This window comes from [Flexibacter] sp. ATCC 35208, assembly GCF_001975825.1.
GTDB lineage: Bacteria > Bacteroidota > Bacteroidia > Chitinophagales > Chitinophagaceae > Chitinophaga.
Genome location: NZ_MTKN01000007.1, coordinates 157223 through 183922, shown reverse-complemented (window position 1 = coordinate 183922; position 26700 = coordinate 157223). Strand labels below are relative to the sequence as shown.

The following is a 26700-nucleotide window of genomic DNA, read 5'->3' as shown; positions in this document are numbered from 1 at the left end:
CAACATAGAATACACGCTCTATGTTTTTCTCAAAATGGGTTTCATCCCAATTGGTAAAATCTTTATTTAAAAACTCAATTTGCCCGCTTTCCCTATCATCCCACTTTTCTCTTCTTTCCCTACAACAGCCTTTATCATTTTGTAAGCATACTTACCTGCATACCCCCCACTTACTTTCCAGCTAAGAGTCTTCGTCGCATCATCCCATAAAAACGCCGTTGTTCTGGTAGCCCCTTTGGTATAATTGTAAGAAGTCCCATCATCCTCCACCATATTAAAATTCCCGTTTTTACCCGGATAAACATGTATTTCAAGCGGTGCAGCAGTAGCCTGTTCTGAATATTGCACAACAGGACTCAGGGGCAATATCGTGCCCGCCCGCACATATACGGGGATCTCATCCAGTTGCTTATCCACTGCAATTTTCTTTGGCCCTGTAATTTTTTCTCCACTAAAATAATCATACCACGTATCAGCAGGTAAATACACACTCCGTTTACCACCTGCATTTAATACAGGTGCCGCTAATAAACTTTTACCAAACAACCATTCATCCGTCATATTCACAACAGTCGTATCGGTCGGAAACTCCATCACCAGTGGCCGCATAATAGGAGCGCCATTGTTGTATGCTTCGTGCCCGAGACTGTAAGTATAAGGTAGCAGCTGGTATCTCAGTTCCAGCGCTTTGCGTATGGCCGCTTCGCCATCATCCCCCCACAAAAACGGGAAGCGGGCAGTAGTACCGATATCTGAATGAGAACGCATGATAGGGAAGAAAACCCCTGCCTGAAACCAGCGTACCAAAGTCTCTTTTTCCGGCGTGCCGTGGAAACCACCAATGTCGCAGGCGCCGTAGTACATGCCGGCAAGACTGAAGTTCAACAGGTCTTTGGGTACATCGGCCAGTGAGGACCAGGAAGACTGTATATCGCCATCCCAGGTACAATAGCCAAAGCGTTGATTGCCGGGGCTAAATGCCCTGTTAATCGTGAAGTGGCGGTAGTTAGGCCGTACGGTTGACAGTAAGTTGTATTGGGCGGTATTCCACCAATAATAACAGGTATAGTAAGATTCGCCTTCATCATCCCACCATGCATCTACACCTGCCTGTAGCATAGGTTTTGTTCTGTCTTCAAACCATTTCCGCAGCTCTGCATTGCTAAAGTTCAGGTCGCGGCTATCCGTATGTGGGTTCATAAGCCAACCGTTTTTTCTGGCAGTATCCAGTCGTTGATCATTGCCCAGTCTTGGTTTGCGGATACCGATAAACTTCACGCCCTGCGCTTTCATATCTGCTATCTGTTTGGCCGGATGGGGGAACAGTTTTGGATTGAAAGTGAAATCACTATAACCTTTCTGCCCCTCTTTAGGTACAGTATAGTCAGGTGTAGTGGTGTACCATTCAAAGTCAAAAATAAAGGCGTCTACAGGTAGATGATGTGCCCGGAATTTAGTGAGCACATTGGATATATAGGTGCTGTCTTCCCATCCCCACTGACTTTGCAGGTAGCCAAAAGCCCATCTGGGCGGAAGTTTGGGCTGTCCGGTAAGTTTTATATAACTTTTGGCACCATCGTAAATGGTGCTGGCAGGCCAGAGGTATAGGTTGGCGATTTTAGATGGGAATTTCCATGCCAGGAGGTGGTGATCTTTGGTCCAGCTAGCTGGTTGATTATCATTGGCAGCAACACCAAATGCGCTGTAGCCTGTCGTATTCCAAAGATAAGGAATGCCAGCTACGCCATTGCCTACAGCAGAACCGGACTGGCTTTTTGTAAGGTCTTTGGAAGAGATATTGCCGGCGCCATACAGCAGGCCTTGCGTAGTATGATCAATCTCAACCGAAGTATCGGTAAAGCGGTAGGTACCGTTCTCTATCAGCGGCTGACCTTTTGCATCATACAATGACCAGGCACCGGTCGTGGTATTGATCGTTAACTGGCCATAGGCAGTTTTGATCCCATATAACGGAGGGGTCGAAACTACGGTGTACGGCGAGGATGCACTGTTACTGGATTCGATAAAAGTGCTCTTAATAATTTCTCCGTTTAAGCTGAGACAAAAGGCTGCATTGTTAGTGGTAAATAGTCCCACCTGATGGCCGCCTGCATTCACAATGATCCCGTTGGGGGCCTTTCTGACCTGAGCATTCGTGGTAAAAACTGCTGCCTGCATTGCAAGGAGCAGCAATAGCATCTTGTTTTTCATTTTTTCGTGTGGTATAAGTGGGGCGAAAGGTATAAAATATTTTGCTAAACCGGTTTAACTAATTTTTTGAGCGTATTTTTTAGGTTTTTGGCCGATGTACTTTTCGAATGTTCTGGAAAAATGGCTGAGGTTTTCAAAGCCTATCTGGTAACCGGCTTCAGACACGGATAGTTTCTCTTCGCGGATTAGTCTTGCCGCTTCCTGCATTCTGAAATGCTGATAATAATCATAAATCCCCATGCCGAAAACCTGGGTGAAGATCCTGCGCATTTTCAGTTCATTCATTTCAGCAATTTGTTTCAGCTCGGTAATAGCAGTGGGTTTGTCTAAAGAGGCAATAATCTTATCGCGGACCTTGTAAATGGATTTAACGTCTTTGTCGCTCAATTTTTGGTGAACGGATTGTTCGCGTTTGCTCAGGCTTTTAAACAGATGGAAGATCAGTTCCATCGCTTTTAGTTTGTAGTGGTAGTCGGATAAGATGCCAGGGGGGTCTTTTTTTACAATGTCGTTAATCGTGCGGACAATATCATCCGTCATGATCTCTTCTATTAAGAAGTCATTGCTGGTGTCGAAGAGATATTGGAACTGGTCTGCATCTTTGTTCAGGAATCCTTTTAAATACTCCGCACTGATCAGCACGGAGACGGTCTTTACGCGGGAATCTTTTTTGAAAGTGCTGGTATAGGTCCAGGTAGATGGGAATACGCGTATGAACGGCTTTTCATCTTTGTTTGAGTGATCGTTGTCAAATGGATTATTAAAGAAAAAGCAGATACTGTTTTTAATGAATTTTGGTGCAGTTGTGGGGCGGGAGAAGGTTTTCTTTACTGTATAAGCGGCAAAGAACATGACCAGGTCGGGGAAAAAGTCAAAGCTTTTATAGTTGTGAATGTCTACATTCTGGATGTAATTAGTACCTACGTTATAGCCTATTTTATCAAACAATTGAAGGAAGTCTTGTTGAGTTGACATAATTTTTACGACTATTTTTAGTAGTTATCGTGCTATTTTATTTATAAAGATACATCCATTTTTGTGACATGAAAAAGCAGGTATTAATATCGGGAGCGAGCATAGCAGGCCTCTCATTAGCCTATTGGCTAAATCATTTTGGATATGCAGTGACGGTGATTGAGATATCAAAAGGGTTAAGGAGAGGCGGTTCTCCTATTGATGTGCGGGGTGATGCATTGCGGGTGGCGGAAGAGATGGGTATATTGGATAAGATCAAGGCAAAAGAGCTGGTGCATACAGATGAAATTGTGAATGCTGATAATGAAACTATTGTTAGTTTTTCGATCAATGCACAGGCGGAATATAGTGGGGATATTGAGATTACCAGGGATGACCTGGTGGATATATTGTATGAGAATATTCCTGTTGGGGATGTTCAGCTGATTTTTGATAATAAAATTGAGACAATCACGCAGCACAAAGATTGCATTGAAGTTACTTTTCAAAGAGGAGCGCCCAGGGAATTTGATTTTGTATTTGGGGCGGATGGTACGCATTCATCTGTAAGGAAACTTGTATTTGGGGAAGAGGAAAAGTATTCAAAATTCTTCGGTGCTTATTTTGCAATAGTAGAAGCACCTCTTTTGAAAGCTGGAACCGGAGCGTTGATATACCGTGAACCAGGCAAATTGGCGGCGCTGTATCCATTTAAGAATATAGTGAATGCGTTTGTAGTTTTCAGGTCGCCAAAGTTGCCGTATGATTATAAGAATGATGCGCAGCATAAGCAGATCCTGAAAGATAAATTCAAAGATAGTTCCTGGAAAATACCGGAGATATTGGATGCGATGATAAATTCGGACAATTTATATTTTGACGAAGTGTGTCAGATCCATATGCCAGCGTGGACAAATGGTCGTGTGGCATTGGTGGGTGATGCTGCGTATACAACGGGTTTTCCAACAGGCATGGGAACGAGTCTGGCGATGTTGGGGGCTAGTATTATTGCGCATGCATTGCATGCAAATGAGGATTACAATAGTGCATTTGCGAAATACAATGACAGTTACCGGCCTTTTGTAGAAGGTGTGCAGGCAGGGATTACCCGTGGGTTGAACTGGTTGGTGCCGGAAACAGAAGAAGGTATTCAGGAAGCTATAGAACGGTTTTTGTAATATACAGAAAGATTAGAAGGTAGAAATGTAAATTCATTGGATAATGATTTGGTGAGTGTGGTTGAAGAGTACGCATAAGATATGCAGGTAGTATAATGGAAAACCCGCTAAATGAGCGGGTTTTCCTATTTAAAAGTGTATATTAGGGTTATTCTATTTAAAGAATATAATGAGTTACTTCCGGGGATTAGTTTTTGGAATACCTATTTTAATAAACATAGAATGACATCAAAGTAATAATAATCAAACTTCATTCATTCAAAAACAAGTGCGACTAATAAATACAATTGAAATAAACCCTTTTGACTTTTTAGAGACCGATATTCAGGAAGTACCCGAAGATCGTATCCGGTTTTGGACTGAATGCCTCTCAAACCGAAACCTGGGAAGATTACAAGCCATTCAGAAAGACAGTTATTTAGTGGATATCACAAGTATTAATGATGATGAATTGATAGAAATCATAAAAAAACATCTTGAAGAGGTGGAAATGGAAACGTATGAAGATCAGGTGGGAAAATTATGTGGAGGAATTGCATTAATAGAGAATGATCAGTTTTACATAAAGCCTAACTGTTGTGGTGATATTGGGAATTTGACAGATTGGGAAGATATGCTGGAAGCGCCTGAAGGGGAGTGGAAGCAATTATGGATAGGACATCCATGGGTTTATTACAGACCAGCTTCTCAGGTGATTGAAATTTCCGATTACACTGAGAGTATGGAAAAGATTTCGTTGTTGATCACTATTTCCAAATCAGATTTGCAAAGAGAATTAAAGAAAATCAGATTAGAGCAGGAGAATTTTGAAAAGCGAATACAACAAGCTCTCGAGAAAATGGGAGTGGGAGAGAGTGAGGAAATTGCGAAATTGATGACGCGAAATGAATAATATTTTTAACTATAAAAGAATGGTTCCGTTTAGAAAACTCGCTTTTGCAGTATGCAGTCCTTCTATTCTAATAAGCCTTAATAATTGCTAACAAGTTTACTAACTTGCAAGCAGCCTGAATAAAAACCGGGCAAACCAATACATGCATTGATTTGCCCGGTACCTATTTTCTGCAACTAAATTAATACGCAATCAGCTTCGGAGCATCCGCCACAAACACATCCAGCACACCATCCGCAATCTTAATCGGACCACCAAAACGGGTAGCGCCAGGGATCGTCTGCAAAGCAGCAGCTTCAGCTGCTAATTTCTTAGCATTGGCAAAATAACGACCCGCTGAGGCACTTCCATGATCAGCAGCATCCAATCCTGCGGCAGTCAGCTGTAGTGCTCTTCCCCATAACTGCATCGCATCCAGCCACGGACGTGCATCCTGCGCAAAAGAGGTATCGACAGTTCCTGACCTGATAATATCCGGCGCCCCTGCGAACGCTGCAGCACGCTGTACCAGGTCGGCAATGGCCTGATGACGGGTGGCAATGTCTCCATTTGCAATGGCGTCACGTACACCATCGAGCATCGCCTTCAGTTTGGGCGCCTGTACCTGCCATGGCTGACTACCAAAAGTTGGCGCCAGATGTTGGGTATCAAAGAAGGTCAGCAACGCAGCTGTGGCCTGCTCATCACCACCTGCCAGCTCGCGTGCCGCAGCCAGCCAGATACGTTCTGCATCATACCCTTTGTCATTCCACGCAAAAGCAGCTACTCCGGTTACAGCAACACGGCTCGGTGCTTCCTGATTCATTGGATTAGAGAGGATACCCGCCAGTTCTGTTGATAAGCCGGCTTCGCGTCGTACATAAGGAGCAAGCAACAACCGGCCAGTAGATTCCCCGTAATCATTTACCGGGTAGTTGTCCCATAACAGTGTCTTGCGTCCAAATGCCTTTGTCGCTGCACGTGCATCCCCAGTGGAGATGGCTGGTGGTACGACATCGGTGCCAGTCCATTGTACGACCACCTGCGAGTCAAGATTTTTCCTTAATGCAGCTTTGTACGGACTTTCTTTCGCATCATAATATTCTGTTGGCACCATAATGAGCGGAGGTGCTGTCGGATCGATTTTTTTAAGATTGGCCTGCAATGCGTTCAGCAAACGAGACTGCGCAATACCCGCCGCCTCTGGTCCTGAAGGGCCAAAAGTGGTTTTGTCCAGGTCACAATTCCATTTGGTATATTCAATATCATCGAGGGCCACATAGAAGCTGTGAACACCAATTGAACGAAGGGCACTGAACTTGCGCTCCAACTGATGTAGATCGCTTGAATCAGAGAAACACACAGTGGGACCCGGAGAAATGGCATACACAAAGTTGACATGGTTCTTGCTGGCTACCGCTACCAGTTTACCCAATTCAGCTAAAGTCGCTGCAGGATAAGCATCGCGCCAGCGATCCCTTGCATATGGATCGTCTTTTGGACTGTATACATAGGTATTTGCTTTGACAGTAGCGAGGAATTCGAGGTGTTTCTCCCGATCTGTCATTGACCATGGTTTACCATAAAAGCCTTCGATGGTGCCGCGGATAGGCATAGAAGGATGGTCCTTAATCACGAGTGCCGGAATGGCAGTGCGTTGTGCCAGTTGCCGGAAAGTCTGTGCTGCATGGTACAAACCATCCGCATCGTGGCCGGCAAGCGTAATGAGTGCACCGTTGGCTATCGCTACACTGGCGATTGTATAGCCTTCGGTATTACTGTCTGCTACAGCACCGCATTTCGTGAGTGCTGTGCGCACGATCGCCGCATCGCCGGTACCGAGTACGATGTGTGTACCTTCGAATGCCTGTGGCAGCTGTTTTGCCGTTGTGATGGTTTCAACGCCCGCCTGCGTAAGTATGCTACGTACCAGGGCTGTAGTTTCCGTATCAATACCCGGAGGTGCAACCAGGGTAACTGATTTACCCAGCATGATAGATCCCTTTCCCAGCGCGATAGATACGGGGGCCGGATAAATGGCCGGCAACGTAGCAGGTCGTGCAGGTACCTGGTTATTCGGTTGAACTGTTTGCGCAACAAGAGTGCTGCAACCTAACATCCCCACAGTTAAACAAGTGAATAACGTTTTCATTTTATATTCAATTTTAAGACCTGTAATGGCGGAAAGATAATAATTGGAATGGCAGGAATGAAATGAAGAGGGTAATTAAGGTGCTTTTGGTAAGAAAGTATATTCAATGGTGATTATAGTGTAATTACGGCGACTTTCGAAGCGGAATTTGTAGAAATTTAAAGCTAATTCCGAGAATTTGTTCAAAATGGTGATTGTGTTTAATCTATAAAATTTAGAAAGGAAATTGTCTAAAAAAACGGGTACCTGGCCCTTTTTATCAATAAAATAATCTTTATCCGGAAAGCTAATAGGTATTTATTCTGATATTCTGACATGCACCTAAAAGGGCGATATAAATATAGAAAATGAAAAGCCGCCCCATTTATTTATGAAACGGCCTATTCTGTTTTATCACCTGGCGATTACGCTATCCGAATGAGTTTCCCAATAATCTCCTTACAATTAAACGTCCAACTCACCATTCCCTATCCAATGCAAAATTAGCTTTCCGGTTTATCCATGCGCCCCTTGTAAAATCAGGAATATACTGCACACCCCCTTCTGCTACCGATTGCTCGCTCAATGGAGTAATCGCATACCACGTAGCAAGATCATACACATCCTGTGCAAACGGTGCCTCCCGCTTTGTAAGGGCAGAATATACAATATCCATTGAAGGCAGGGCATCCGGTTTCCTTTGTCAAAATCTGATTCTTTAAACATACTCTTACATTTTTTCAGAATATACAATTCATTACTGTTGCTTTTATGAGAAGTTGTATTTTCTTTAGGTGGGTCCTCTTTATAATTTCCTCTGTTTGTGGATTGCTGCGGACTAATATACTGTACGACGACTCTATTCTTTTGTCCTTCTCAGTGAATCCAAATTATGCAAATTTTTATTCTGAAAAACAATACTTTGAATAGGTACCAACTTATCATTTTTCGTAACAAATTTCACAAAAAACGCATCCTTTGATGCTGCCAGCATTAACGTATCGTTTCTCAAAGTCCAGTGACCATCTGTATTATAGTTATAATTAACCAGACCAGAGAAGCTGTGATAATGATATTTAAATTTTCCATACCCGGTTATTGTCAACGTCCAGTCCTCGCTATCGCCATCCATACCACTTTCCCCTTTTTGTTGGATATAAGTTCCTACTATACTTACTTGAAAATATGGAACCAATGCTAAAAGAACGAAATATTTTATCATACAATTTCCATTAAAACTTTAAGTTACTGAAATCACAATTAATATCTTCACAAATTTATGAGTTGAAGTATTCTTTGAGGAAACCGGTAGAAAATTTGTTAGCATAAAATTGCTATAAACAAACGCCTCCAAAAAATCCGAAGACGTTTGTTTTAGAGATGATTTAAAACTAGTTTTTATACTGGTAATCATGCACTCTTAGCACATTACCATCCATATCTCTCAGAACTTTCAACCGACCAATTCCATCATATTCATAATAAGCTACCCGATTAGCTGGATCACACTGACTTGTGATCCCCACCAGTGGATCATAAGTATTCGTGGTCATCTTCGCATCAGCAGGATAAAGCCTCAACTCATCAATAGTAAGGCTACCAGTAACAGTTACAGATGCCACACCTGTTACTTTATGCTCAAAATAATTCCATCCTTTTTTGCTGAAAGAAGAAGAAGCTGTTGCTCCATTAACAGTAGCTGAACCCGTTTTACTCCAATAAGAAACAATATAGGTCTGTGCCGCTGTCAACCCGCTCTTGGTTATGCTCCACTAAAGAATATATTTTCACGATTGGAGCAAGTAGAATCTGGTAATGGCAAAAATTTTCCTCATTTACATACTCATATCATGAATTTTAAAGGTTGGTTAAGAGGCATTCATCATCGTGTTTCTGAAAATCATATGCAGGCATACTTAAATGAATTTCATTTCCGATTTAACATAAGAAATCATTTGGGCAGTATAATGCACAAACTTTTATCCAGGATGGTTGCTGCTGCTCCTTTATTTTTAACTTTACGAGAGCTAAATGGGTAATTCTACTCATATATATATCGTCTTGTGGAAAGTTTACTACAATGTCAATTTCAACGTCACCTGAACAATGTTGCTAATTATAATGGGCTGCATAGCAGGCTTGTTGCAAATACTATATAAACTTATCTGGGTAATTAAGATATAGGCTTATAATTATAGGGCAACATATAACTAATCACTAAACAAAAGTAAGAAAAGCTAAATTTAATAATTAGAATAATTTTAAATAATGACGTCAAATCATTTAAAAAAGGGCATTATCAATAAGAATATTATTTAAACCCGCTGCGTCTTCCGCTGCGCATTCTGTAATGTATACTGCACACGAAGAAAAGATCTAACTGTCTGGGATTCGTATTTATGCCCTAGAAGCTTTTGAACGGCTTCGGGTAGAACACCTTTCTTTAAACAAACCGTAGTTGCAAAGGTGTGTCTGTCCAAATGAAAAGTAAGCATCTTTTTTATTCCACAAATTTCTGCCAGGATTTTATGATGCCTATTGACTTCCTGGTTGATGAATTTAGGGATTATTGTTCAGTTGTTTTGTGGGTCTGGGATGTCTTTATATCTGTTAGTGATTTTTACTGCTGGTTAAAAAAAGAATAGCTTAAAGTTCCTCAGACTTCTTACGATAAGCTGAACACCAAAGTCGTCCACTCGCCCAATATAAATCCTCATCTTCATTTAGCCTTTACACCCTTTAAGTCAATAAGCGTACAATTTAATTAAATGGGATTCGAACTTATAATATTTGATAATGAGTTACTTACAAACAACATAGATTAAAAATAAAAAAGAGAACCCGCTCTCAGAGCGGGTTCTCTTTTTTCAGTCGGGAAGGATGGACAAATGTCTAACCACCTCATAAAAGGTTTATTGGAAATTCAACAAATAACACATAAAATAAAATTCAAAACTTGATTGAACGAGTATTATTTTCTAATTTGCCAAGCTAAAGATTTTAACCCTAAACCATGAAACAAGAATCAAGATATATAGAACTTAAATCAGGTTACAACGATGACGGTCCGGCCTGGATTGGATATGTTGAGTTTTCCAAATCCGGAAGAACCACTTACATAATGATCATGCATTTAATGGAAATGTGCATGGAGGTTGCCATGATATTGAAACCGGGGATATTTATTGGATAACAGGAATTAAGAAAGACGGTAACAATAGGCACATATTTGGTCGCAGCAAAATACAGATAAAAGACCGGGCAATTGAAGAATATGAGTCGATAACAGGAATCAAGATCCATAACAATGAGAATTTTGAATTAGTAACAGTAACGTCTACCAGCAAAGAACGGTTTAATGGCATACTCAATGAAAAAATATAATTACCCATGTATAACGCTACAAGACGAAATAGAAATATAGGAACTCCTAAACAGGGACATGGGCAGAATAATAAATTGACAATTCCAAAGATATGTGCAATTTCCAAAACTTTTTTTGAACGACTTGGCAACTACGAAAAGTTAGAAAGAACAATTAATGGACATGATTTTATTTTTGTAATTGAGCAAACAAGGGAATCATCCAAACACGCTTGCTCTATTAATGATATTGAAAAGATTATTGAGCAAATTGCACCTTCTGACTATGGAAACTTAAAACTCATCATCCTTCGTCAACCTAAAAGAAAAGAAGAAATCCTATCACCTGTGTGGGGAAGACTTGTTTATTCATACGAATTTGAAAATGATTATTTCCCAGCAATCATTTTAGAAGCTGTTGACTACAGCAAAAAATTCAAGTGGGTAAAAAAACTTTCGATTGACTCCCAAAGAGAACTTGAAAGATTAATAGCTGACGGCCATCCTATAAAAAAAGCAGAAAGATTTTTTACAGCGGACTACAAACTTGAAAATGTCCGAAACACGCAACTCTATAGAACACTTCTTCACGAATTTGGACATTATGTGCATTATTTACAAACGGTAGAACACCCAACGATTGAAGACGAACCAATAGAAAATTGGGAATTAAGAGATAGCCACTATTTCAAAATCTCACAAATTGAAAAAGAAACATTTGCACACAAATATGCCGATACATCAAGACAAAGATTAATTGACAATAATATTATTCCATTTAATCAATCATAACCAAACCACAGGAATAAGGAAAAAGCTTCCTTAATTAAGTCAAAACAACAAGAATACTGCGAACTAAAAAGGGCCTTCAAATACAATGACTTGAAGGCCCTCATAAATTTTAGTCGGGACGACCGGAGGACGAAAATGCTTCTTACTTGCTGAATTCTAATAGTTGTGCGGTAAATTGCTTTCAACTCATTTAATTGGATGTAAGTGAAAATTTACTGTAAAATACCAAATCATGTAGATAAATTTTCACATTTCACCACTTAATTTTTAATAAAATCCAGGTAGATAACATTTTCCATAAATTTCAAAAGCTGTATAAATGGACTATTGGAAATATTGAAGGATTTTGGAAATATTTCTATGTTGCCAATTTGTGGCTTCAATATATTCTTATTATTACCTGGCAAACTATATTCAGTTTTAAATATTGAGTTTAATTGGTTAATATTCCCTTTTGATAGAGAAATAGTAAATAATCCAATAACTGAGTCGGCGCTATTTTCCATCGTACCAATCTTGTGCAAATAATTAAAGGTTAGTCTTGATAAATCCTCTTCTAACCTAACTGGAAAGGCTGCTGCTGGTGAGGCAGCTGGATTTTTCAAGTGGCCGGCCAGGCGGAAGTGATCCTGACAGGAGGCTGTTGTTCGTAAAACTTTCGAAGCCGGCCTAAAGTCAGGTGCATGACCACGGACAGGTAGGCATTACGAGGATCAGGTATGCTATACAACGAAGGTGTTAATGCTTATCTTGAGTTCGTTTAGTACTTTTATGATAATATTGAGAATTAACCCGAATACATACACTATAAATTCCTGGACGCTGTACCTCGTCAATTCACAATATTAAATAGTCATTGTTTACCGTAAAGTCTTTTTGGGTAAGGAACGAAATTCCTATACACGTATGAAGAAAATACTATGTTTCAGCTTATTATTGTCATTTGGACACTATGTCTGTGCGCAGCAAGGAATAGATTTGCAGGTACTGACTCCTCCTGCACCAGAGGTGGCGGCAATAGGAAAGTTTGGGTTGACGCCTGTAGACAATTTTACAGGTATTCCGTCTATATCCATACCCTTTTACACTATTCAGGAAGGTACCCTGGATTTTCCTATTAGTTTGCAGTACCATGCTGGTGGTATCAAGGTGAAGGAGGATGCCAGTGAGGTAGGATTAGGATGGGCATTAAATGCAACAGGTTCTATTGTAAGTATGGTGAGGGGAAAACCTGATTTCCCGGGAGGCTTTCAATTGAACTATTCAGATTTGCCAGATCCGCCTGATAGCATTTTAAAAACCAAATCACCGTATTACAGTTTGAATGGTTGGTATTACATGTGGGGTAGTGAATTTAACGTGATTACATTTTTAGGTGCAAATGCAATATATACTGGTTTAGCCCTGCCTAAAAAAGGTGTAATTACCAATTATTATAATCGGTTTACTCTTGGTTATATAGGGGATGGACCTGATTATTCATCCGACCTGTATATGATCAACCTGGGCACCAAATCCTACAAGTTTGTTTTTGATAATAACTTCCAGCCGGTTGTACTGGGTGATGGTGCGTTGAAGATTGAAGTGCTGCCGGAAGGTACGACACCCAACTGGAAGGTGACGGATGAAAATGGCGTACAATATTATTTCAGACAGCGTCAGATGAGTTATTCCAGTAAAGGTGCAGCTTCTACAGTAGGTATTGTTCCCAATACAAATACCTGGATGTTGACCCAGATAATTTCTCCTACCTATGGTCAGATAGATTTCAAATACTTGTTTGATAACAAAAAGCTTATCAGCGAATTACCGAATGTTTCTGAAATTTACCGGGTGGGTAATATGTCCGCCCATACACAACAGGAAACACTGAAAATAGATGCTTATTATTCACAGTATGAAAGGGTAAATATTGACACGATTAAATTCAGTACAGGTTATGTAAATTTCCTTTATGATAGTGTGCGATTGGACCTGATAAATAGTCGCCGGCTTTACGCAATGGAGGTACGCGACCTCAATAACAGGCTGGTGAAGAAAATGACGCTTGAAAACAATGCGTATTTTAATGCAGATGTCGCTTACTCAGGTACATATTCTGGCTTGTACACAAGCGGATTTACAACAGATCAACAGAATAAACGACTGAAATTACAATCCATAACAGAGGTAGACGTAAAAGATACCAGTAACAATAAGAAGTTTACATTTACTTATAATGAATCGCAGAATCTGCCGCACAAATTATCATTAGCAGTGGATCACTGGGGGTATTTTAACGGAGCCTCTAATACAACGCTTATACCGCCGGCTACTGTGTATCTTACTACCTATCCATATCCAATAGAAGTGCCTGGAGGAAACAGGAACGCGAATCCGAACTTTACCCAGGCCAATATACTAAAGACGATTAAGTATCCAACAGGTGGTACGACTGACTTTACTTATGAGACGAACCAATATGTGAAAACGCAGACCGTCGTCACCTGGCATACCGAAAGTAGCGAGTTGTATAAATCCGGAGGCTCTTCTACCGTTAACACCGGTGGATTTGTGGATGCAAGCGGAAACTTTACCGTAGGGAATAATTGGGTAGGTAAGAAAATGTCGATCATGGCGATTGTAAGCAGGCCATCTTCGTACCCGCTCAGTCCTTATACGCTGGATATTATAGTGAAGAAAAACAATTCATTCCTGAAAAGGATTCCAATAGCAACATCTATTGGTACCAGCCAGGTTTTCGATTCTACGATTGTATTGGAGGCGGGCACTTATAATATCTCATTTGATGCGGCTACTACTGACTTTTTTAATGCCTGCGAGATAAGGCGCTTAGTGTATGTGCTGAAATCTTACTCTACGAGCGAAGAGGTCACCGCACCTGTATATGGCTCAGGTCTGAGGGTGAGTAAAATTGTAAATACTGATCCGGTAGCAGGCAATATTAATACTAAAACATACACTTATTCTGATGTATCAATGGATGATTTACCTACCTATGTTTCAGCAGAAGGTTATGATCCATTGGGGATTGGTATTTATAATGCGTTCAGGTATTTGCACAGTCAGTCTATCTACCCGTTTTCAGATGCAAGGTATGGACCGTATGCGGGATATTCAAAAGTTGAAATTCGTGAAACTGATGCTAATAACAATGTAAACGGCATCAGTGAATACAACTATGTTACCGGCGGTAGCATTAATGTTGGAACAATGGCAAGTACAAATTCGACCCTGGATCGACCACATCTTGTTAACCCGGTTTTGCCACCAGTGCCGGCGATAGCTGGTGATGACCGGGGAAAGCTAAGCGCTGAGAATTATTATAAAATAGTGAATGGAGTAACTGTTCCTGTATCATCTTCAATATATCGGTATACGAGAGATAATGGCGGTGTATTTTGGCAAATGATGACGCAATCCGGGCTGAGTGACCTCTTAAGTCCGGGTTATAGTGGTGAGCAGGATTTCAGGATTTTTGCCCACCAGTATCCGATTTATATTCCCCGCAATATGCTGTATTATAAATCAACGGTCTCTTATGATGCGACGGGTACCATCGGTTTGACACAAACCGAAAATTATTACTATGATAATGTAAACGGGCATTATCAGATGACAAAGAAAAGCACCACAACATCAAAGGGTGATACCCTGAATACATATTATAAATATCCCGGAGACTATGGCGATCTTTCTTCAGAAACCCACTTAGATACAGACGCTCAGGGTCTGAAACTATTGCAGACAAAACATGTAATAGTACCGGTAGAATCCTATAAAGAATTATATACTGGTACAGGCACGAAGAAATATTTCGATGGACAGTATAATGTATTTAACACCTCACTACCTACATTCAAACAAATTTATTCACTCGAAACAGCAGTACCTGTTACTGCATTTTCTCCTTCTGCTTTGGGTGCTGGCAATATGACAAAGAACAGCGCATATAAAAGCCGTATTCGTTTCTCTGGGTACGATGCCACCGGTCACCTATTAGAACAAGGCAAAGAAGGCGATATGTTGCTCAGTTATATATGGGATTACAGCGGCACCCGCCCGGTAGCAGAAGTCATGAACAGTGCACAAACTGACATTGCCTACACCTCTTTCGAAGCAGATGGCAAAGGTAACTGGACCTTTACAGGTATCCCTGTTGCAGATGCCACTGCACCTACAGGCAGCAAATGTTATACACTGGGTACAGCTATTTCCCGCACTGGTCTGAGCGCCACTACTACCTATATCGTTTCTTACTGGAAGAAGAGTGGGTCCGTTACCGTTAATGGTGCCGCAGGTACAGCAGGCACTTCTACCAATGGCTGGACCTATTATCAGCATACAATTGCCAATCCATCCGGTGGTACTATTACTGTGAGCGGAGCAGGTACGATCGATGAACTGCGGCTGTACCCTGTAAATGCACAGATGACCACCTTTACCTATGACCCGCTGATAGGGTTGATCAATCAATGCGATATCCGGAACGTGATCAATTATTACGAATATGATGGCCTGATGCGATTAAAAACCATCAGGGATAAAGATCGTAATGTACTGAAGGTATTTGAGTACGGATATCAGCAACCTATCACTAAATAAATTGCATCCCATGCGAAAGATATTTTCCCTGATCATAGCTGGTATTTCCCTTCCGGCACTGGCGCAGACACCAGTAGCTACCAGTCGTCCTACAGTAACACCGGCTGCAGTTCCTGCGGCATATACAACGTCGACTATAAATTATGTCAGGACCAGGGAACCTAATATGCCGACGGCAGATACTGCTGTTGTAAATGCTGCAGCCCGTACAACTGCTGAAGTAAAATGGAAGACACAATATTTTGATGGTTTGGGTCGACCTCTACAAACAGTATCCAGAGGGAGTAGTGCCGCAGGTAATGATGTGGTTGCACCGATTGTATATGATGCTTATGGAAGAGAACAGATCAGCTACCTGCCCTATACACAGCAGGGCAGTGGCACATTTAAAACGGACCCATTCAATAGCCAGGCCACATTTTATAAAAATAGTTCATTGAATCCCGGAGCAGCAGGCGAGAGCATTTTCTACTCCCGTATAGAATATGAAGCATCTCCTTTGAACAGAGCATTAAAATCTTATGCAGCAGGTAATAGCTGGGCCAGAGAGGGAGGCAGTCATCCTATTGAAACCCAGTACCAGATAAATACGGAGGCGGATTCCGTCCGTGTCTGGTCTATGGAAGCTAATACCGTAGTACCTGTAAAAAGCACCAGCTGGTATGCTACCGGTACCTTGTCCAAAAATTTAACAATTGACGAGGTGGGCAATAAGGTCATTGAATTCAAAGACATGGCAGGCCAGGTGATACTAAAAAAAGTACAGCTGGCGGCAACGCCAGGTACGGCGCATGTGGGGTGGTTATGTACCTATTATGTGTATGATGATATAGGAAATCTTCGTTGTGTAATCTCTCCCAAAGGAGTAGAGGCGATAAAAGGTAAGTGGAGTTTAACCAACAACGTGGTGAAAGAACTTTGCTATATCTATCGTTATGACGAGCGAAACAGAATGATTGTTAAAAAGATCCCTGGTGCCGATTCTACAGAAATGGTGTTTGACGTACGTGACAGATTGGTGTTTTCCAGAGACGGGAATCAGAAATCCAATGGTCAGTGGCTGGTAATGTTCTATGATGGTTTTAATCATGCGATTATGAAAGCATTGTACAGCGCTGCTAATTCCCGTTCTGATTTGCAGGATCTGATGAATACAGCTACAGCAAACACAGCTACGCTTACCTATACATTTCCAGGAGATGCCGATCTGGTAGTTGCCAATTACGATGGACGCAACCTTTATCAGGCTTCTAATACCATTACTTTCCAACCAGGATTTGAATCAACCGCAAATACAGAATTCTTAGCTGAAATCACCGGTACTGCCAATAAAGGTACAGAGGTATTAACAGTTGTGAATCCTTTGCCTAATATACCGCAAAGCGCATTGACCCCATTGGAATACATGTATTATGATAATTACACGTATGCAGGCAAACTGGATTATGTCAGTGCAGATATCAGCAAACCGCAGGCTGGGAACAATCCCTATGCGGAAACATTGCCATCAACACCAACTACTAATACCGGCGGATTGTTAACGGGTACAAAAGTAAAGGTGATTGAAACCGGACAGTGGTTGACAACAAGTAATTATTATGATGATAAAGGGAAGCTGATTCAAACTATCACAGAGAATGTAGCAGGGGGAAAGGACATCATTACCTCCCTGTATGATTTTACAGGAAAGGTCTTAAGTACTTATCTGAATCATACCAACCTGCGGAGTGGCGCTACGCCTGCAACAAAGGTACTGACCATGAACCTGTATGACAATGGGGGAAGATTGCTCAGTATCAGGAAGCGGCTGAATGACAATGCCAGCCTGGAAACGACCATTGCAGAATATTCATACGATGAGTTGGGCCGTTTGAAGAAAAGACGTTTAGGCGTTACGGGTACTAGTACTCAGCTGGATAATATGGAGTACGAATATCACCTGCGGGGTTGGATGCAAGGTATTAATAAGGTATATGTAAATACGGGAGCTAGTACCAGCAATTGGTTTGGCCAGGAGTTGAATTACGATTACGGATTCAGCGCCAGTCAGTACAATGGCAATATAGCAGGCAACAAGTGGAAAAGTGGTGGTGATGGTATCGCCCGTGCATATGGTTACACATATGATCCATTAAGCCGCTTAACAGGGGCTGAATTCAATCAGCAAAATACCAATGGTGCTGCATGGTCAAAAGATAAGATAGATTTTTCAGTCAGTGACCTGGCCTATGATGAAAATGGCAATATCGCAACAATGACGCAGAAAGGGATGAATGGAACAAAGATCCAGCCGATTGATCAACTAACCTATACATACAGGGATACCAGTAATAAACTGCTGGCAGTAACAGATCCGGCTGTAACTGCAACATTAAAACTGGGCGATTTTGTGAATGCTAATGCAGGCCTGGATTATCAATATGATACCATTGGTAATCTTACACAGGACCTGAATAAAAGCATAGCAAGCATTCATTATAATTATCTCAATCTTCCAGATACGATCCAGGTAACGAATAAGGGCACTATTACCTATCAGTATGATGCGGCAGGCAACAGGATAAGAAAGGGAATAACAGATATTTCAGTGACACCGGCCATTACCAGGTTTACCGATTATATAGGTCCGTTTGTGTATGATAATGACACCTTACAGTTCTGCAGTCATGAAGAAGGAAGAATCCGGCCGGTATACAAAGAAGGGCAGGCAATTACTTATGGTATAGATTATTTTGAGAAGGATCATTTAGGTAACGTAAGAATTGTTTTAGGTACAAAAACTGATACCAGTGTCTACGCGGCTACAATGGAATCAGCAGCGGCTGCAAAGGAGAATGCCTTATTCAGCAATATTGATAATACCCGGACACAGAAGCCTGCTGGTTATCCTGCGGATGCCACCACTAGTCCGAATGATTACCTTGCACTGCTAAATGCGAATAATGGCAAGAAGATAGGACCTTCCATTGTATTGAGGGTGATGGCGGGGGATACTCTTCAACTGGGCGCAAAAGCATTTTATAAAACTACAGCCGCAAGTACATCGGCTTCAACATCATCAGCTATGTTGACGGCTATATTGCAGGCATTTAGTGGTACAGGGGTCGTAGATGGCGTGCATGGCGCTACTGGTTCCGGATCACCGATAGTAACGAATTTTACTAGCACCAATTATGATCAGTTAAAGCAAAAGGATGCAAGCCAGAACCTGAGTGATAAGCCCAAAGCCTATCTGAACTATGTTTTATTTGACGATGGTTTTACGCTGGTAGATGATAATAGTGGTATGAAGCAGGTGCAGGGTAGTCCGGATGTGTTACAAACGCTGGGTACTTCGAGGATGGTGATCAAAAAGACTGGGTTTATGTATATTTATACCAGTAATGAGAGTGGGGAGGATGTTTATTTTGATAACCTGACTATAGTGCATAATGGAGGGCAATTGTTGGAGGAAACGCATTATTATCCGTTTGGTTTGACGATGGCAGGGATAAGTTCGAATGCCTTGAAAGGGCTTGATTATCCGGAGAACAGGATGAAATATAATGGGAAGGAATTACAGAATAAGGAGTTCGGAGATGGAAGTGGATTAGATTGGTATAACTATGGGGCAAGGATGCTGGATCCTCAGTTAGGACGATGGATGCGATTAGATCCATTAGCTGATTCAATGAGAAGATGGAGTCCATATAGTTATTCTTACAACAATCCCATTAGATTTTCTGATCCTGATGGAATGAAACCGGACGATATTGTATTCAGAGGATTGGATAATAAGGAGATTCGGATACTTACTGCAGGGGAAGACAAGGTGATCAATGTTCCTGTTCCGCTCATTACTAACAGGTCTTTGGATTTAGGATTACAAAGTGTTAATCCTAATAACTTTGCCTATGGATATACATCAAATGTTGATGTTGGATATGCCGTAGGTGGTGGTGTAAACTATGGCCTGGAGCTTTCAGTCGTTAATTTTACAGATAATAGGTATTCTGATTACAATTACGTGTATGCTGGTGGGCATAGGGGGGGATCCGTAGGAGGTCAGATTTCTTTTGGCGGAAATGCTGGTATTAGCCTGTTTGTAGCTTATGATACACATAAAGAAACAGATCCTGCTTCTTTTGCTGACAAAAGCTATGCAGTCTCTGTGTCAGCTGATATTAAGGCAATAGTTGGTGGGGGGGGGTCAGTCTCCGGATTTTCTTCTACTAAGAATCCTCGTCATGAAGGATGGAAAGGGTTATCAATTGGTGTGAATGTTGGAGTTGGTGGAGCGGCTAATTACTTATCAATTGGGCTTCAAAAATCTACGACCACCTTACTGAATAATGTGAAACCAACTTCTGAAAGAGGATGGCTGGACAGGTTAACTAACGCAATATCGCCAGTTCAATCATCTATCTTGCAATATGGTTATAATAATATAAGTAGGCTATAAAAAGAATAGTTATGCAAACAAAGGTCTTTATAATAACATGTTTAATTGTTGGTATAGTTGTTTTTATCTGGTTTAGGATTAGCTCAAAAGAGTATGCCAAAGAGGATCAGGTTTTGACAAATCATGTAAGGTTTTCCGGAACAATAATTTCATACAACAGATCACATAACCATGCATATGGTATTATTGTGATTAAAATAACGGATACAAATACAAAAGAATTCGCTGACAGTTCAAATTATGGGATCATTCCCTATAAAATAAAAGGAGCGGACGCGGAATTTTACGGATATGTTCCTGCATCTATTAAAGTTGGCAATACCGTTATATTGGATTCCGATAAAAGAATCATGAATATTTATGATAATAAGAAATTTGTTGCAGTTACGGATGTTCGGATGAGTTCCGATATTGATAATGTGGAATTTGTCAAACAAAACACGATATTTAAGTAATTGTTTTTTAATAGAGAAGGCTATACTTTAAAGCTCAGCGTGTCAGATTTACTTTGTTTAAAATGTTATAGTACAATGAAAGTATGAATGCGAATGTTGAGTTCGTTTAATACCTTTATATATGGCCCCTTCAGTAAAACAAACAATTTTAGTGCTCTTGTATATCATAGGAATCATCATGGTGTATCCTATATTATTATATTTTTTACAAGACTATTATGGCTGCTAAAATGATAAACTCAAAAGTCAATTTTCTGAGCAGGATATCATTTGTACTATATTGTTTTTTTATAAACAGCTGTAAATCGAATTTTACGGAAACAAAATCTCTTGTAAAGTCAAAAACTTTCTCATAACCTAATAAAGACAATGTAACCTTTTTGTCCATCCCATTATTTACATAGCAAAGTTGAAAATTTGAAAACTTGCCATAGTCTGCATTATCAATAATTACGTCTACTTTCATAACTATTCAAATACGGTTAATATGTCTTGCTGAATATTTTTTACAAGCCTGTCTGCTTCATCTGAACTCCAATCAATATTTTGAAGTGGGTTTCTTTTATGCATATCACTAACCCTCTCGACTATAAAATTTTTAATTTGATTAAAAAATTATCACAGTCGCCTTCGCTCTTGTTTTTTATTAAATTTTCATAAAACCATTTTGATAAGAGTTCATTAATATAATACCCGAAGTATTTTATAATTATATCTTCCAAAGTATTCGCAGTAAAGGTTTCTTGCAATTGAGCTTGCACTTCATCAATCGATTCAGCTTGCCCGATTAATTCTTCTAATAATAATCTTGTCGCCTCTTTTGCTGCAGTATCATCAATTGATGTGGCATTGCCTGAATTTGGGTTCAGAATATTCAAGTATCATCATCTTTGCAAGAACGGCATCATTAAATCCATGTAAGGTTGCAACTTCTGCAAGTCGCTTCCTTATTGTATAGGTATTTAAAAAACGCTTAATTTGTCGGGGATTACCATACAAACTATTGGTAATTAGTGGCACTAACGATGGAATTGTAATTACGCTGTCTTTAACCTTTCCGAACTCTTCAGCATCTAAAATCTTTTCAAAGTTCGATAATCCAAATGCAGAATACCTATTAGCCATTCTATACTTCTTAAATTCCTCAATTATATTTACAAACTTTGCATCCCCTATCTCTTTTTTACAGATTAACATGGATATATAAGTTTCGACCTCTGATTCGGAAAGTCTGGGTAGCGAATATGGTAGTTGGATTAATTTCTCCAGGTAGTCTATAACGATCCTATTGTTATCTTCCTCAATCTCTTTATTGTTCTTATACTTGTGTTCAATAGCATATTTTACAATTCGAGGGTCAGCTCCAATTATAAAAGCAGTTTGGGGAACATTCAGGAATAGCTTGATTGCTTCAAGATTTTCAATAATTCGTTCTGGGCTACATCTGTCTAAATCGTCTATTATAACAACTAATCTTTTAAACTTGGTCGCTGCCAACAAGTCTGAAAAATCATTTCTAAATTCAGCGACAGCATTTATCGATTTTTTATCTTCCTCTTTCCCTTCTTTAACAAATGACTTAAATAACTCCTTACCTTCTTCCGATTGAAGTTTTTCTATTATTTTTTCTGGATTGTCTCCACATTCAGCTAATTTTTGAATAGCAAAAGGAACCAAACTTAAACCTCCGGCAAAATATGCAGAAACCGCAGGTAACGCAACATTTTTCATAACCATACCCGCGCCGCGTATCCAATCAATAGACTTCCATAGTTTTTTTGCCTTTTTTTTAATTGTATCTTTTATCTCTTCCGAAATCTTTTTGTTGTCTTCTAATTCTTTGAGAATTGAATTGAGCAATGCAGCTTTTGCATCATCGTATCCCTCGAAGCTCCATCCATTAAAATATATGCAAAGGGAATCTTTGTCCTCATCCTTATCGAATTCCTCCTTTACTATTTGTAATATGCTGGATTTACCACTTCCCCAATCGCCCAAAACTCCTATTGTAATCGGGAGGACAGCGGCATCTGCTGTAGAAGAACCGGACAAAGAAGCAACCCGCTACCGGCAATTGCTCACCTTATACTACCTGCTAAAAGCAGGCTTCCAGACAGAACACCGGGATAATGGTAATATCAGCGATGTATTAAGACTGGCTCACCTGCTGACAGGGGTAAAGTTTACCACCCTGCAAAATTCAGACATCTATAAGAAATACGTTAAAATACCCGATCACAAGGCCGGAGTGCAATTGCTGGCAGACCTCCAATACATTCGTCCTTATTTTACGAATCTTCACCTTGACAGTGCTGTTGCCCTTATTGATGAAGATATCCGGCAGCATACCCAACGGATCAGGAAATAACAGCTACTGTTTACCGTTAATACAAACAGCTTACCGTTAAACGGTATCCTCACTTAAGCCCCCACTAAATATTTTTAAAACATAGGTATCCCTATAGGGGGATACCAGCCCTCTTGCTATTCTCATCTTTGCATACAGAACGGTAAACGTAAAACGGCACTTCCGTTTACCGGTAAACCCAAACTGTATGTCAACAATAACCCCCGAATCAAAACAAGCACCACCTGATCCAGCAGCAAGGGAGAAGACAGCAAAAACGCCTTCAGCTCCGCAGGACCTGCTAAACCGCCTATCTGGTGTGTTACCCACAGAAAAGGAGGGATTACAGCAATGGTATAAGTTATTGGCTCATCCGCTGATCATTGTAGCGGGCCTCTGCCTGCTGGCTTATTGGTTATACACACAAAAGCACCCGCCAGCCCAGGACCCTGAAAAGACAAGGCTGAAAAAACAGGTAAAGAAGTGGAAGAAGCGGTACAAACAACACCATCACAAAGCTATTAGCGATAACCATCATACTGCAACCGGTATCTCGCTGATGGATTAAGAACTTAAAACACATCACCATGCAAAGTGCAAACAAACCGGCTACAACCAGTTCACACACGATTCCTATTGATGTTTTACTGGACATCATTCGCATCCTGTTCAATAACCGCCTGCACTGGCAGGTAGAAGGCATTAATGAGCAGGAAGGCACCCTGCTGGTGCAAATCACCTACCAGCAGGGTAGCCCTAAACACCAGAAAGCCTTACAAAACATCATTGGCATATTGGGTGATTATAGTTATTACGTTAAAGGCAGTCCACAGGATGAAGCTCTCGACTATTAACAATATCGTTTATCGTTAAACTGACATCAATGACAACTACGTGTCAATACTGCGGCACACCGATGCAAGCCTTACGAAGCACCCGTAAATATTGTAGTGATACCTGCAAGCAGTTAGCCTTTTACAAACGAAACGGATTGGCATTAGCAGATGCGGAGACTAATACTTTAACCGGTAATGAACCAGCAGTTTTGCTGGAAGAAGCAAAAACTGATGCAGATAAATCAGATTATATTATAAGGCAACAAGACCAGTCCTACAAGCGGGTACATTCCCGGCTGCTGGAGGCGGTACAGGAATGCCTGGATAGTAATAACTTCACATTTGCATTTGAAAACCCAGAGCAATATTGGGGAACCTATGTTATGCAGCCTGTAAAGTGGGTAAGCCTTCGCCTGCGCTGCCTGTTAGAAAACATACTTCGTTTAAGCAATATGCCTTCTATACCCAACGAGACATTAGTTCTTTTGCGGGATTCGTTTGCTGATATGGTGGCGGCACGTCCTTACCGGCAACTGCCTGCTGATTATCCCTACACCGCGCTGGTAAAAGACATCATACATAACCTTGACCGCATTGTTTATAACGTTAAGCCGAAAGGTGATACCCGCTTTCGTTTAACGCTTAACCGGAAAGCATCCCTCATTGCCTGTCGTTTTACGCTGGCAGCTATGGTGCCGCTGGTAAAGTTCCGTGAACTTAACTTTTCAGAATAATTATTCATAACCTTAAAATCTATCTATTTTATGCAAACAGTTATTACAAAACGTGAATTACAGGTGCCTGTAGCTGTGCTGATCCGGGTAGCCGATGTACTACTGGAAAACGATATCACCAATAGTATTACAGGCACAGATGAAGATGAGGGCCACATCACTATTGAAGTGGAATACGAGAAAGAACAGCGGGAAGCCATCCATGAAGCCGAAGATATTATATCGGACTACCATGAAGACGAAGAAGAAGATGATGATGATGAGGAGGAGGAAGATTAATGCGGATGCTGGACTTCATAAAAAAGAATAAAGAAAGGGTAACACATATATTGGTATATCTGCTTGACAGGTTTAGCCGGACAGGAGACGGAGCCATGCGGTTAGCCAAAGAACTACGGGAGAAGTATGGTGTCACTATTATTGCTGTAACGCAGCCCATAGATACCAGTAATCCCGGCGGCGTGTTTCAGCAAAATATGCAGTTTCTGTTTAGCGAATATGACAACCAGTTAAGAAGGCAAAGAGCCATAGCGGGTATTAAAGAGAAGCTGGAGAGAGGTATCTGGTGCAAGAAGCCTCCAATGGGTTACTCAGTGGTAAAAGAAGATAAAGTAAGAATGATTGTAGTCAATGAAACAGGTAAAAAGCTAAAAAAGGCATTTGAATGGAAAGCACAAGGGTTAAAGAACGACGAAATCCTGTCAAGACTGAAAGCATTAGGCGTAAAGATATACAAGCAGAAGCTGAGTATGATCCTATCCAATCCTTTTTATTGCGGTATCATCGCCAATACTATGCTTAACGGCAAACAGGTAGAAGGTACTCACGAAAAACTCATATCACAGGAGCTATTCCTGAAAATCCATAATATCAGGGCAGCAGCAGGTGGAAAATATGGCGTATCCCATAAAAAAGAACATGAACAATATCCTCTAAAGCTTTTTATGAAGTGTCATAAGTGCGGGGTTGGTTATACCGGCTATGTGGTTAAGAAAAAGGGAAAAGCTACAGGTAAACCTTTACAGTATTACTATTATAAGTGCCGTACCGCAGGGTGTAACTGTAATAAAAGAACAGAGCAGGTAAATCAAGACTTTGAAAAGTTACTGAGTGATTACCAAATAAAGCCACACCTGATAGCTCCCTTGCTTTACCACATGAACCATGCCTTTGACAATCATTTTGCCGCTGCCTACCAAACCAGAAAGAACCTGAAAGAAAACCTGGCTGTAACCGATAAAAAGATAGAAGAGTTAGAAGAAGACTATTATATCGGAAAGACAGTACCATCAGAAGTGTACGACCGGCTAAGGAAAAAATTAGCCCAGGAAAAGAAAGAAATCATAGAAACGCTGGATAATCTGAACACAGACAGTTCTAACTTAAAAGGAAGCTATGAATGGGCTGTCAGTTTTTCCTCCAAACTCAATACAGCATGGACTTCCGGCACTACGCCAGAGAAGGAAAAGATACAGAAAATGGTATTCCTGGAGGGAGTAAGCTATTTTCACGAAAAAGGGGCATTTCGAACTGGAAAAGTGAATGAGGTTTTTGAAACCATCCCGCGACTGAACTGCATTCCCGAAGATGATAAAAACAAACAAGGCAGCATTTCTGCTGCCCTGTCCAGTTTAGTCGGAATGACTGAATTCGAACCAGCTGCCTCTTCGTTCCGAACAAAGCGCGCTACGGGGCTGCGCTTCGTCCGATATTTACTTTCATAATAAATTTATGAAAAAATTTGGCATATAATTAGCCTTCTATCCCTCAAGGCGCAATATC

Annotated in this window: 24 protein-coding genes, 1 tRNA gene and 1 pseudogene; 14 read left to right on the top strand and 12 right to left on the bottom strand. The window is 40.7% G+C overall.

Translation table 11 applies throughout. The features are described from left to right. Positions 1–66 precede the first annotated feature (66 nt). Complete coding sequence (locus BW716_RS07265; protein WP_083721863.1) at positions 67–2211, bottom strand: TIM-barrel domain-containing protein; 2145 nt, start codon at positions 2209–2211, stop codon at positions 67–69. A gap of 54 nt (positions 2212–2265) precedes the next feature. Continuing rightward, positions 2266–3186 (bottom strand): AraC family transcriptional regulator, encoded by a 921-nt coding sequence (locus BW716_RS07260; protein ID WP_083721862.1) that lies wholly within the window; start codon positions 3184–3186, stop codon positions 2266–2268. Positions 3187–3254: 68 nt separating this feature from the next. Between BW716_RS07260 and BW716_RS07255 the strand changes: the two genes are divergently transcribed. Together BW716_RS07255 and BW716_RS07250 are read left to right on the top strand one after the other, a co-directional pair. Beyond that, entirely contained in the window at positions 3255–4343 is a 1089-nt protein-coding gene (locus BW716_RS07255) for an FAD-dependent monooxygenase (protein WP_083721861.1), read from the top strand. Positions 4344–4611: 268 nt separating this feature from the next. Further along, on the top strand, positions 4612–5235 hold the full coding sequence (locus tag BW716_RS07250) for a hypothetical protein (RefSeq protein ID WP_220388722.1): 624 nt from the start codon (positions 4612–4614) through the stop codon (positions 5233–5235). A gap of 181 nt (positions 5236–5416) precedes the next feature. Here BW716_RS07250 and BW716_RS07245 read toward each other — a convergent pair whose 3' ends face one another. The 4 genes from BW716_RS07245 to BW716_RS07230 form a co-directional block, all read right to left on the bottom strand. Then, entirely contained in the window at positions 5417–7366 is a 1950-nt protein-coding gene (locus tag BW716_RS07245; protein ID WP_083721860.1) for a beta-N-acetylglucosaminidase domain-containing protein, read from the bottom strand. Between the two features lie 457 nt (positions 7367–7823). Further along, positions 7824–8021 (bottom strand): hypothetical protein, encoded by a 198-nt coding sequence (locus BW716_RS07240; RefSeq protein WP_083721859.1) that lies wholly within the window; start codon positions 8019–8021, stop codon positions 7824–7826. A 183-nt stretch (positions 8022–8204) separates the two neighbouring features. Next, positions 8205–8567: a lipocalin family protein gene (locus BW716_RS07235; RefSeq protein ID WP_083721858.1), complete on the bottom strand. Its 363-nt coding sequence runs from the start codon at positions 8565–8567 to the stop codon at positions 8205–8207. Between the two features lie 169 nt (positions 8568–8736). Then, complete coding sequence (locus BW716_RS07230) at positions 8737–9096, bottom strand: hypothetical protein (protein ID WP_083721857.1); 360 nt, start codon at positions 9094–9096, stop codon at positions 8737–8739. A 42-nt stretch (positions 9097–9138) separates the two neighbouring features. Here BW716_RS07230 and BW716_RS07225 point away from each other — a divergent pair, with 42 nt between their 5' ends. Beyond that, complete coding sequence (locus BW716_RS07225; protein WP_143708769.1) at positions 9139–9384, top strand: transposase; 246 nt, start codon at positions 9139–9141, stop codon at positions 9382–9384. Positions 9385–9660: 276 nt separating this feature from the next. On the opposite strand, the gene BW716_RS38945 is transcribed toward BW716_RS07225, so the two are convergent. After that, positions 9661–9900, bottom strand: coding sequence for a tyrosine-type recombinase/integrase (locus tag BW716_RS38945; protein ID WP_368677458.1), 240 nt, complete (start codon positions 9898–9900; stop codon positions 9661–9663). A 458-nt stretch (positions 9901–10358) separates the two neighbouring features. Here BW716_RS38945 and BW716_RS37600 point away from each other — a divergent pair, with 458 nt between their 5' ends. Beyond that, positions 10359–10538 carry a hypothetical protein gene (locus BW716_RS37600; RefSeq protein ID WP_220388721.1) on the top strand — a complete coding sequence of 60 codons (180 nt, stop codon included), beginning with the start codon at positions 10359–10361 and terminating at the stop codon, positions 10536–10538. A 197-nt stretch (positions 10539–10735) separates the two neighbouring features. Next, complete coding sequence (locus BW716_RS07210) at positions 10736–11500, top strand: hypothetical protein (protein WP_083721854.1); 765 nt, start codon at positions 10736–10738, stop codon at positions 11498–11500. A gap of 260 nt (positions 11501–11760) precedes the next feature. On the opposite strand, the gene BW716_RS07205 is transcribed toward BW716_RS07210, so the two are convergent. Beyond that, complete coding sequence (locus tag BW716_RS07205; protein ID WP_143708768.1) at positions 11761–12105, bottom strand: hypothetical protein; 345 nt, start codon at positions 12103–12105, stop codon at positions 11761–11763. 301 nt (positions 12106–12406) lie between these two features. Between BW716_RS07205 and BW716_RS07200 the strand changes: the two genes are divergently transcribed. The 3 genes from BW716_RS07200 to BW716_RS07190 are packed head-to-tail and all read left to right on the top strand — an operon-like array spanning position 12407 to position 21001. Next, entirely contained in the window at positions 12407–16105 is a 3699-nt protein-coding gene (locus tag BW716_RS07200; protein WP_083721852.1) for a hypothetical protein, read from the top strand. Between the two features lie 10 nt (positions 16106–16115). Beyond that, positions 16116–20546: a DUF6443 domain-containing protein gene (locus tag BW716_RS07195; protein ID WP_083721851.1), complete on the top strand. Its 4431-nt coding sequence runs from the start codon at positions 16116–16118 to the stop codon at positions 20544–20546. An 11-nt stretch (positions 20547–20557) separates the two neighbouring features. Continuing rightward, positions 20558–21001, top strand: a complete 444-nt coding sequence (locus BW716_RS07190; RefSeq protein WP_083721850.1) for a hypothetical protein — start codon at positions 20558–20560, stop codon at positions 20999–21001. Between the two features lie 205 nt (positions 21002–21206). On the opposite strand, the gene BW716_RS07185 is transcribed toward BW716_RS07190, so the two are convergent. The 3 genes from BW716_RS07185 to BW716_RS07175 all read right to left on the bottom strand — a co-directional run bounded on the left by BW716_RS07185 (position 21207) and on the right by BW716_RS07175 (position 22999). Then, the gene (locus BW716_RS07185) at positions 21207–21467 is read right to left on the bottom strand and encodes a hypothetical protein (protein ID WP_083721849.1); all 261 of its coding nucleotides are present in this window, start codon (positions 21465–21467) and stop codon (positions 21207–21209) included. Between the two features lie 121 nt (positions 21468–21588). Continuing rightward, a complete protein-coding gene (locus tag BW716_RS07180) occupies positions 21589–21879 on the bottom strand; it encodes a hypothetical protein (protein WP_083721848.1) in 291 nt (96 codons plus the stop codon). Next, positions 21836–22999, bottom strand: coding sequence for a P-loop NTPase fold protein (locus BW716_RS07175; RefSeq protein WP_179091025.1), 1164 nt, complete (start codon positions 22997–22999; stop codon positions 21836–21838). The genes BW716_RS07180 and BW716_RS07175 overlap by 44 nt, the downstream gene beginning before the upstream one ends. Between BW716_RS07175 and BW716_RS07170 the strand changes: the two genes are divergently transcribed. The 6 genes and pseudogenes from BW716_RS07170 to BW716_RS38940 form a co-directional block, all read left to right on the top strand. Further along, positions 22968–23369, top strand: coding sequence for a hypothetical protein (locus BW716_RS07170; protein WP_179091024.1), 402 nt, complete (start codon positions 22968–22970; stop codon positions 23367–23369). The genes BW716_RS07175 and BW716_RS07170 overlap by 32 nt on opposite strands. Before the next feature lie 187 nt (positions 23370–23556). After that, positions 23557–23916, top strand: a complete 360-nt coding sequence (locus BW716_RS07165) for a hypothetical protein (protein WP_083721845.1) — start codon at positions 23557–23559, stop codon at positions 23914–23916. A gap of 19 nt (positions 23917–23935) precedes the next feature. Beyond that, on the top strand, positions 23936–24202 hold the full coding sequence (locus BW716_RS07160; RefSeq protein WP_083721844.1) for a hypothetical protein: 267 nt from the start codon (positions 23936–23938) through the stop codon (positions 24200–24202). A gap of 29 nt (positions 24203–24231) precedes the next feature. After that, positions 24232–24918 (top strand): hypothetical protein, encoded by a 687-nt coding sequence (locus BW716_RS07155; RefSeq protein WP_143708767.1) that lies wholly within the window; start codon positions 24232–24234, stop codon positions 24916–24918. 30 nt (positions 24919–24948) lie between these two features. Continuing rightward, positions 24949–25197, top strand: coding sequence for a hypothetical protein (locus BW716_RS07150; RefSeq protein WP_083721842.1), 249 nt, complete (start codon positions 24949–24951; stop codon positions 25195–25197). Next, positions 25197–25781, top strand: a pseudogene (locus tag BW716_RS38940) (recombinase family protein); the annotation flags it as partial. The gene BW716_RS07150 and the pseudogene BW716_RS38940, both read left to right, overlap by 1 nt. Before the next feature lie 771 nt (positions 25782–26552). On the opposite strand, the gene BW716_RS36675 reads toward BW716_RS38940, so the two are convergent. Continuing rightward, positions 26553–26627, bottom strand: a tRNA-Pro gene (locus BW716_RS36675). Between the last annotated feature and the right edge of the window lie 73 nt (positions 26628–26700).

What these genes read in the sequence shown, in the direction of transcription:
- BW716_RS07265 (WP_083721863.1), bottom strand. Translation starts at nt 2,211, where the DNA reads ATGAAAAACAAGATGCTATTGCTGCTCCTTGCAATGCAGGCAGCAGTT.
- BW716_RS07260 (WP_083721862.1), bottom strand. Translation starts at nt 3,186, where the DNA reads ATGTCAACTCAACAAGACTTCCTTCAATTGTTTGATAAAATAGGCTAT.
- BW716_RS07255 (WP_083721861.1), top strand. Translation starts at nt 3,255, where the DNA reads ATGAAAAAGCAGGTATTAATATCGGGAGCGAGCATAGCAGGCCTCTCA.
- BW716_RS07245 (WP_083721860.1), bottom strand. Translation starts at nt 7,366, where the DNA reads ATGAAAACGTTATTCACTTGTTTAACTGTGGGGATGTTAGGTTGCAGC.
- BW716_RS07240 (WP_083721859.1), bottom strand. Translation starts at nt 8,021, where the DNA reads ATGGATATTGTATATTCTGCCCTTACAAAGCGGGAGGCACCGTTTGCA.
- BW716_RS07235 (WP_083721858.1), bottom strand. Translation starts at nt 8,567, where the DNA reads ATGATAAAATATTTCGTTCTTTTAGCATTGGTTCCATATTTTCAAGTA.
- BW716_RS37600 (WP_220388721.1), top strand. Translation starts at nt 10,359, where the DNA reads ATGAAACAAGAATCAAGATATATAGAACTTAAATCAGGTTACAACGAT.
- BW716_RS07210 (WP_083721854.1), top strand. Translation starts at nt 10,736, where the DNA reads ATGTATAACGCTACAAGACGAAATAGAAATATAGGAACTCCTAAACAG.
- BW716_RS07200 (WP_083721852.1), top strand. Translation starts at nt 12,407, where the DNA reads ATGAAGAAAATACTATGTTTCAGCTTATTATTGTCATTTGGACACTAT.
- BW716_RS07195 (WP_083721851.1), top strand. Translation starts at nt 16,116, where the DNA reads ATGCGAAAGATATTTTCCCTGATCATAGCTGGTATTTCCCTTCCGGCA.
- BW716_RS07190 (WP_083721850.1), top strand. Translation starts at nt 20,558, where the DNA reads ATGCAAACAAAGGTCTTTATAATAACATGTTTAATTGTTGGTATAGTT.
- BW716_RS07185 (WP_083721849.1), bottom strand. Translation starts at nt 21,467, where the DNA reads ATGAAAGTAGACGTAATTATTGATAATGCAGACTATGGCAAGTTTTCA.
- BW716_RS07170 (WP_179091024.1), top strand. Translation starts at nt 22,968, where the DNA reads ATGCTGGATTTACCACTTCCCCAATCGCCCAAAACTCCTATTGTAATC.
- BW716_RS07165 (WP_083721845.1), top strand. Translation starts at nt 23,557, where the DNA reads ATGTCAACAATAACCCCCGAATCAAAACAAGCACCACCTGATCCAGCA.
- BW716_RS07160 (WP_083721844.1), top strand. Translation starts at nt 23,936, where the DNA reads ATGCAAAGTGCAAACAAACCGGCTACAACCAGTTCACACACGATTCCT.
- BW716_RS07155 (WP_143708767.1), top strand. Translation starts at nt 24,232, where the DNA reads ATGACAACTACGTGTCAATACTGCGGCACACCGATGCAAGCCTTACGA.
- BW716_RS07150 (WP_083721842.1), top strand. Translation starts at nt 24,949, where the DNA reads ATGCAAACAGTTATTACAAAACGTGAATTACAGGTGCCTGTAGCTGTG.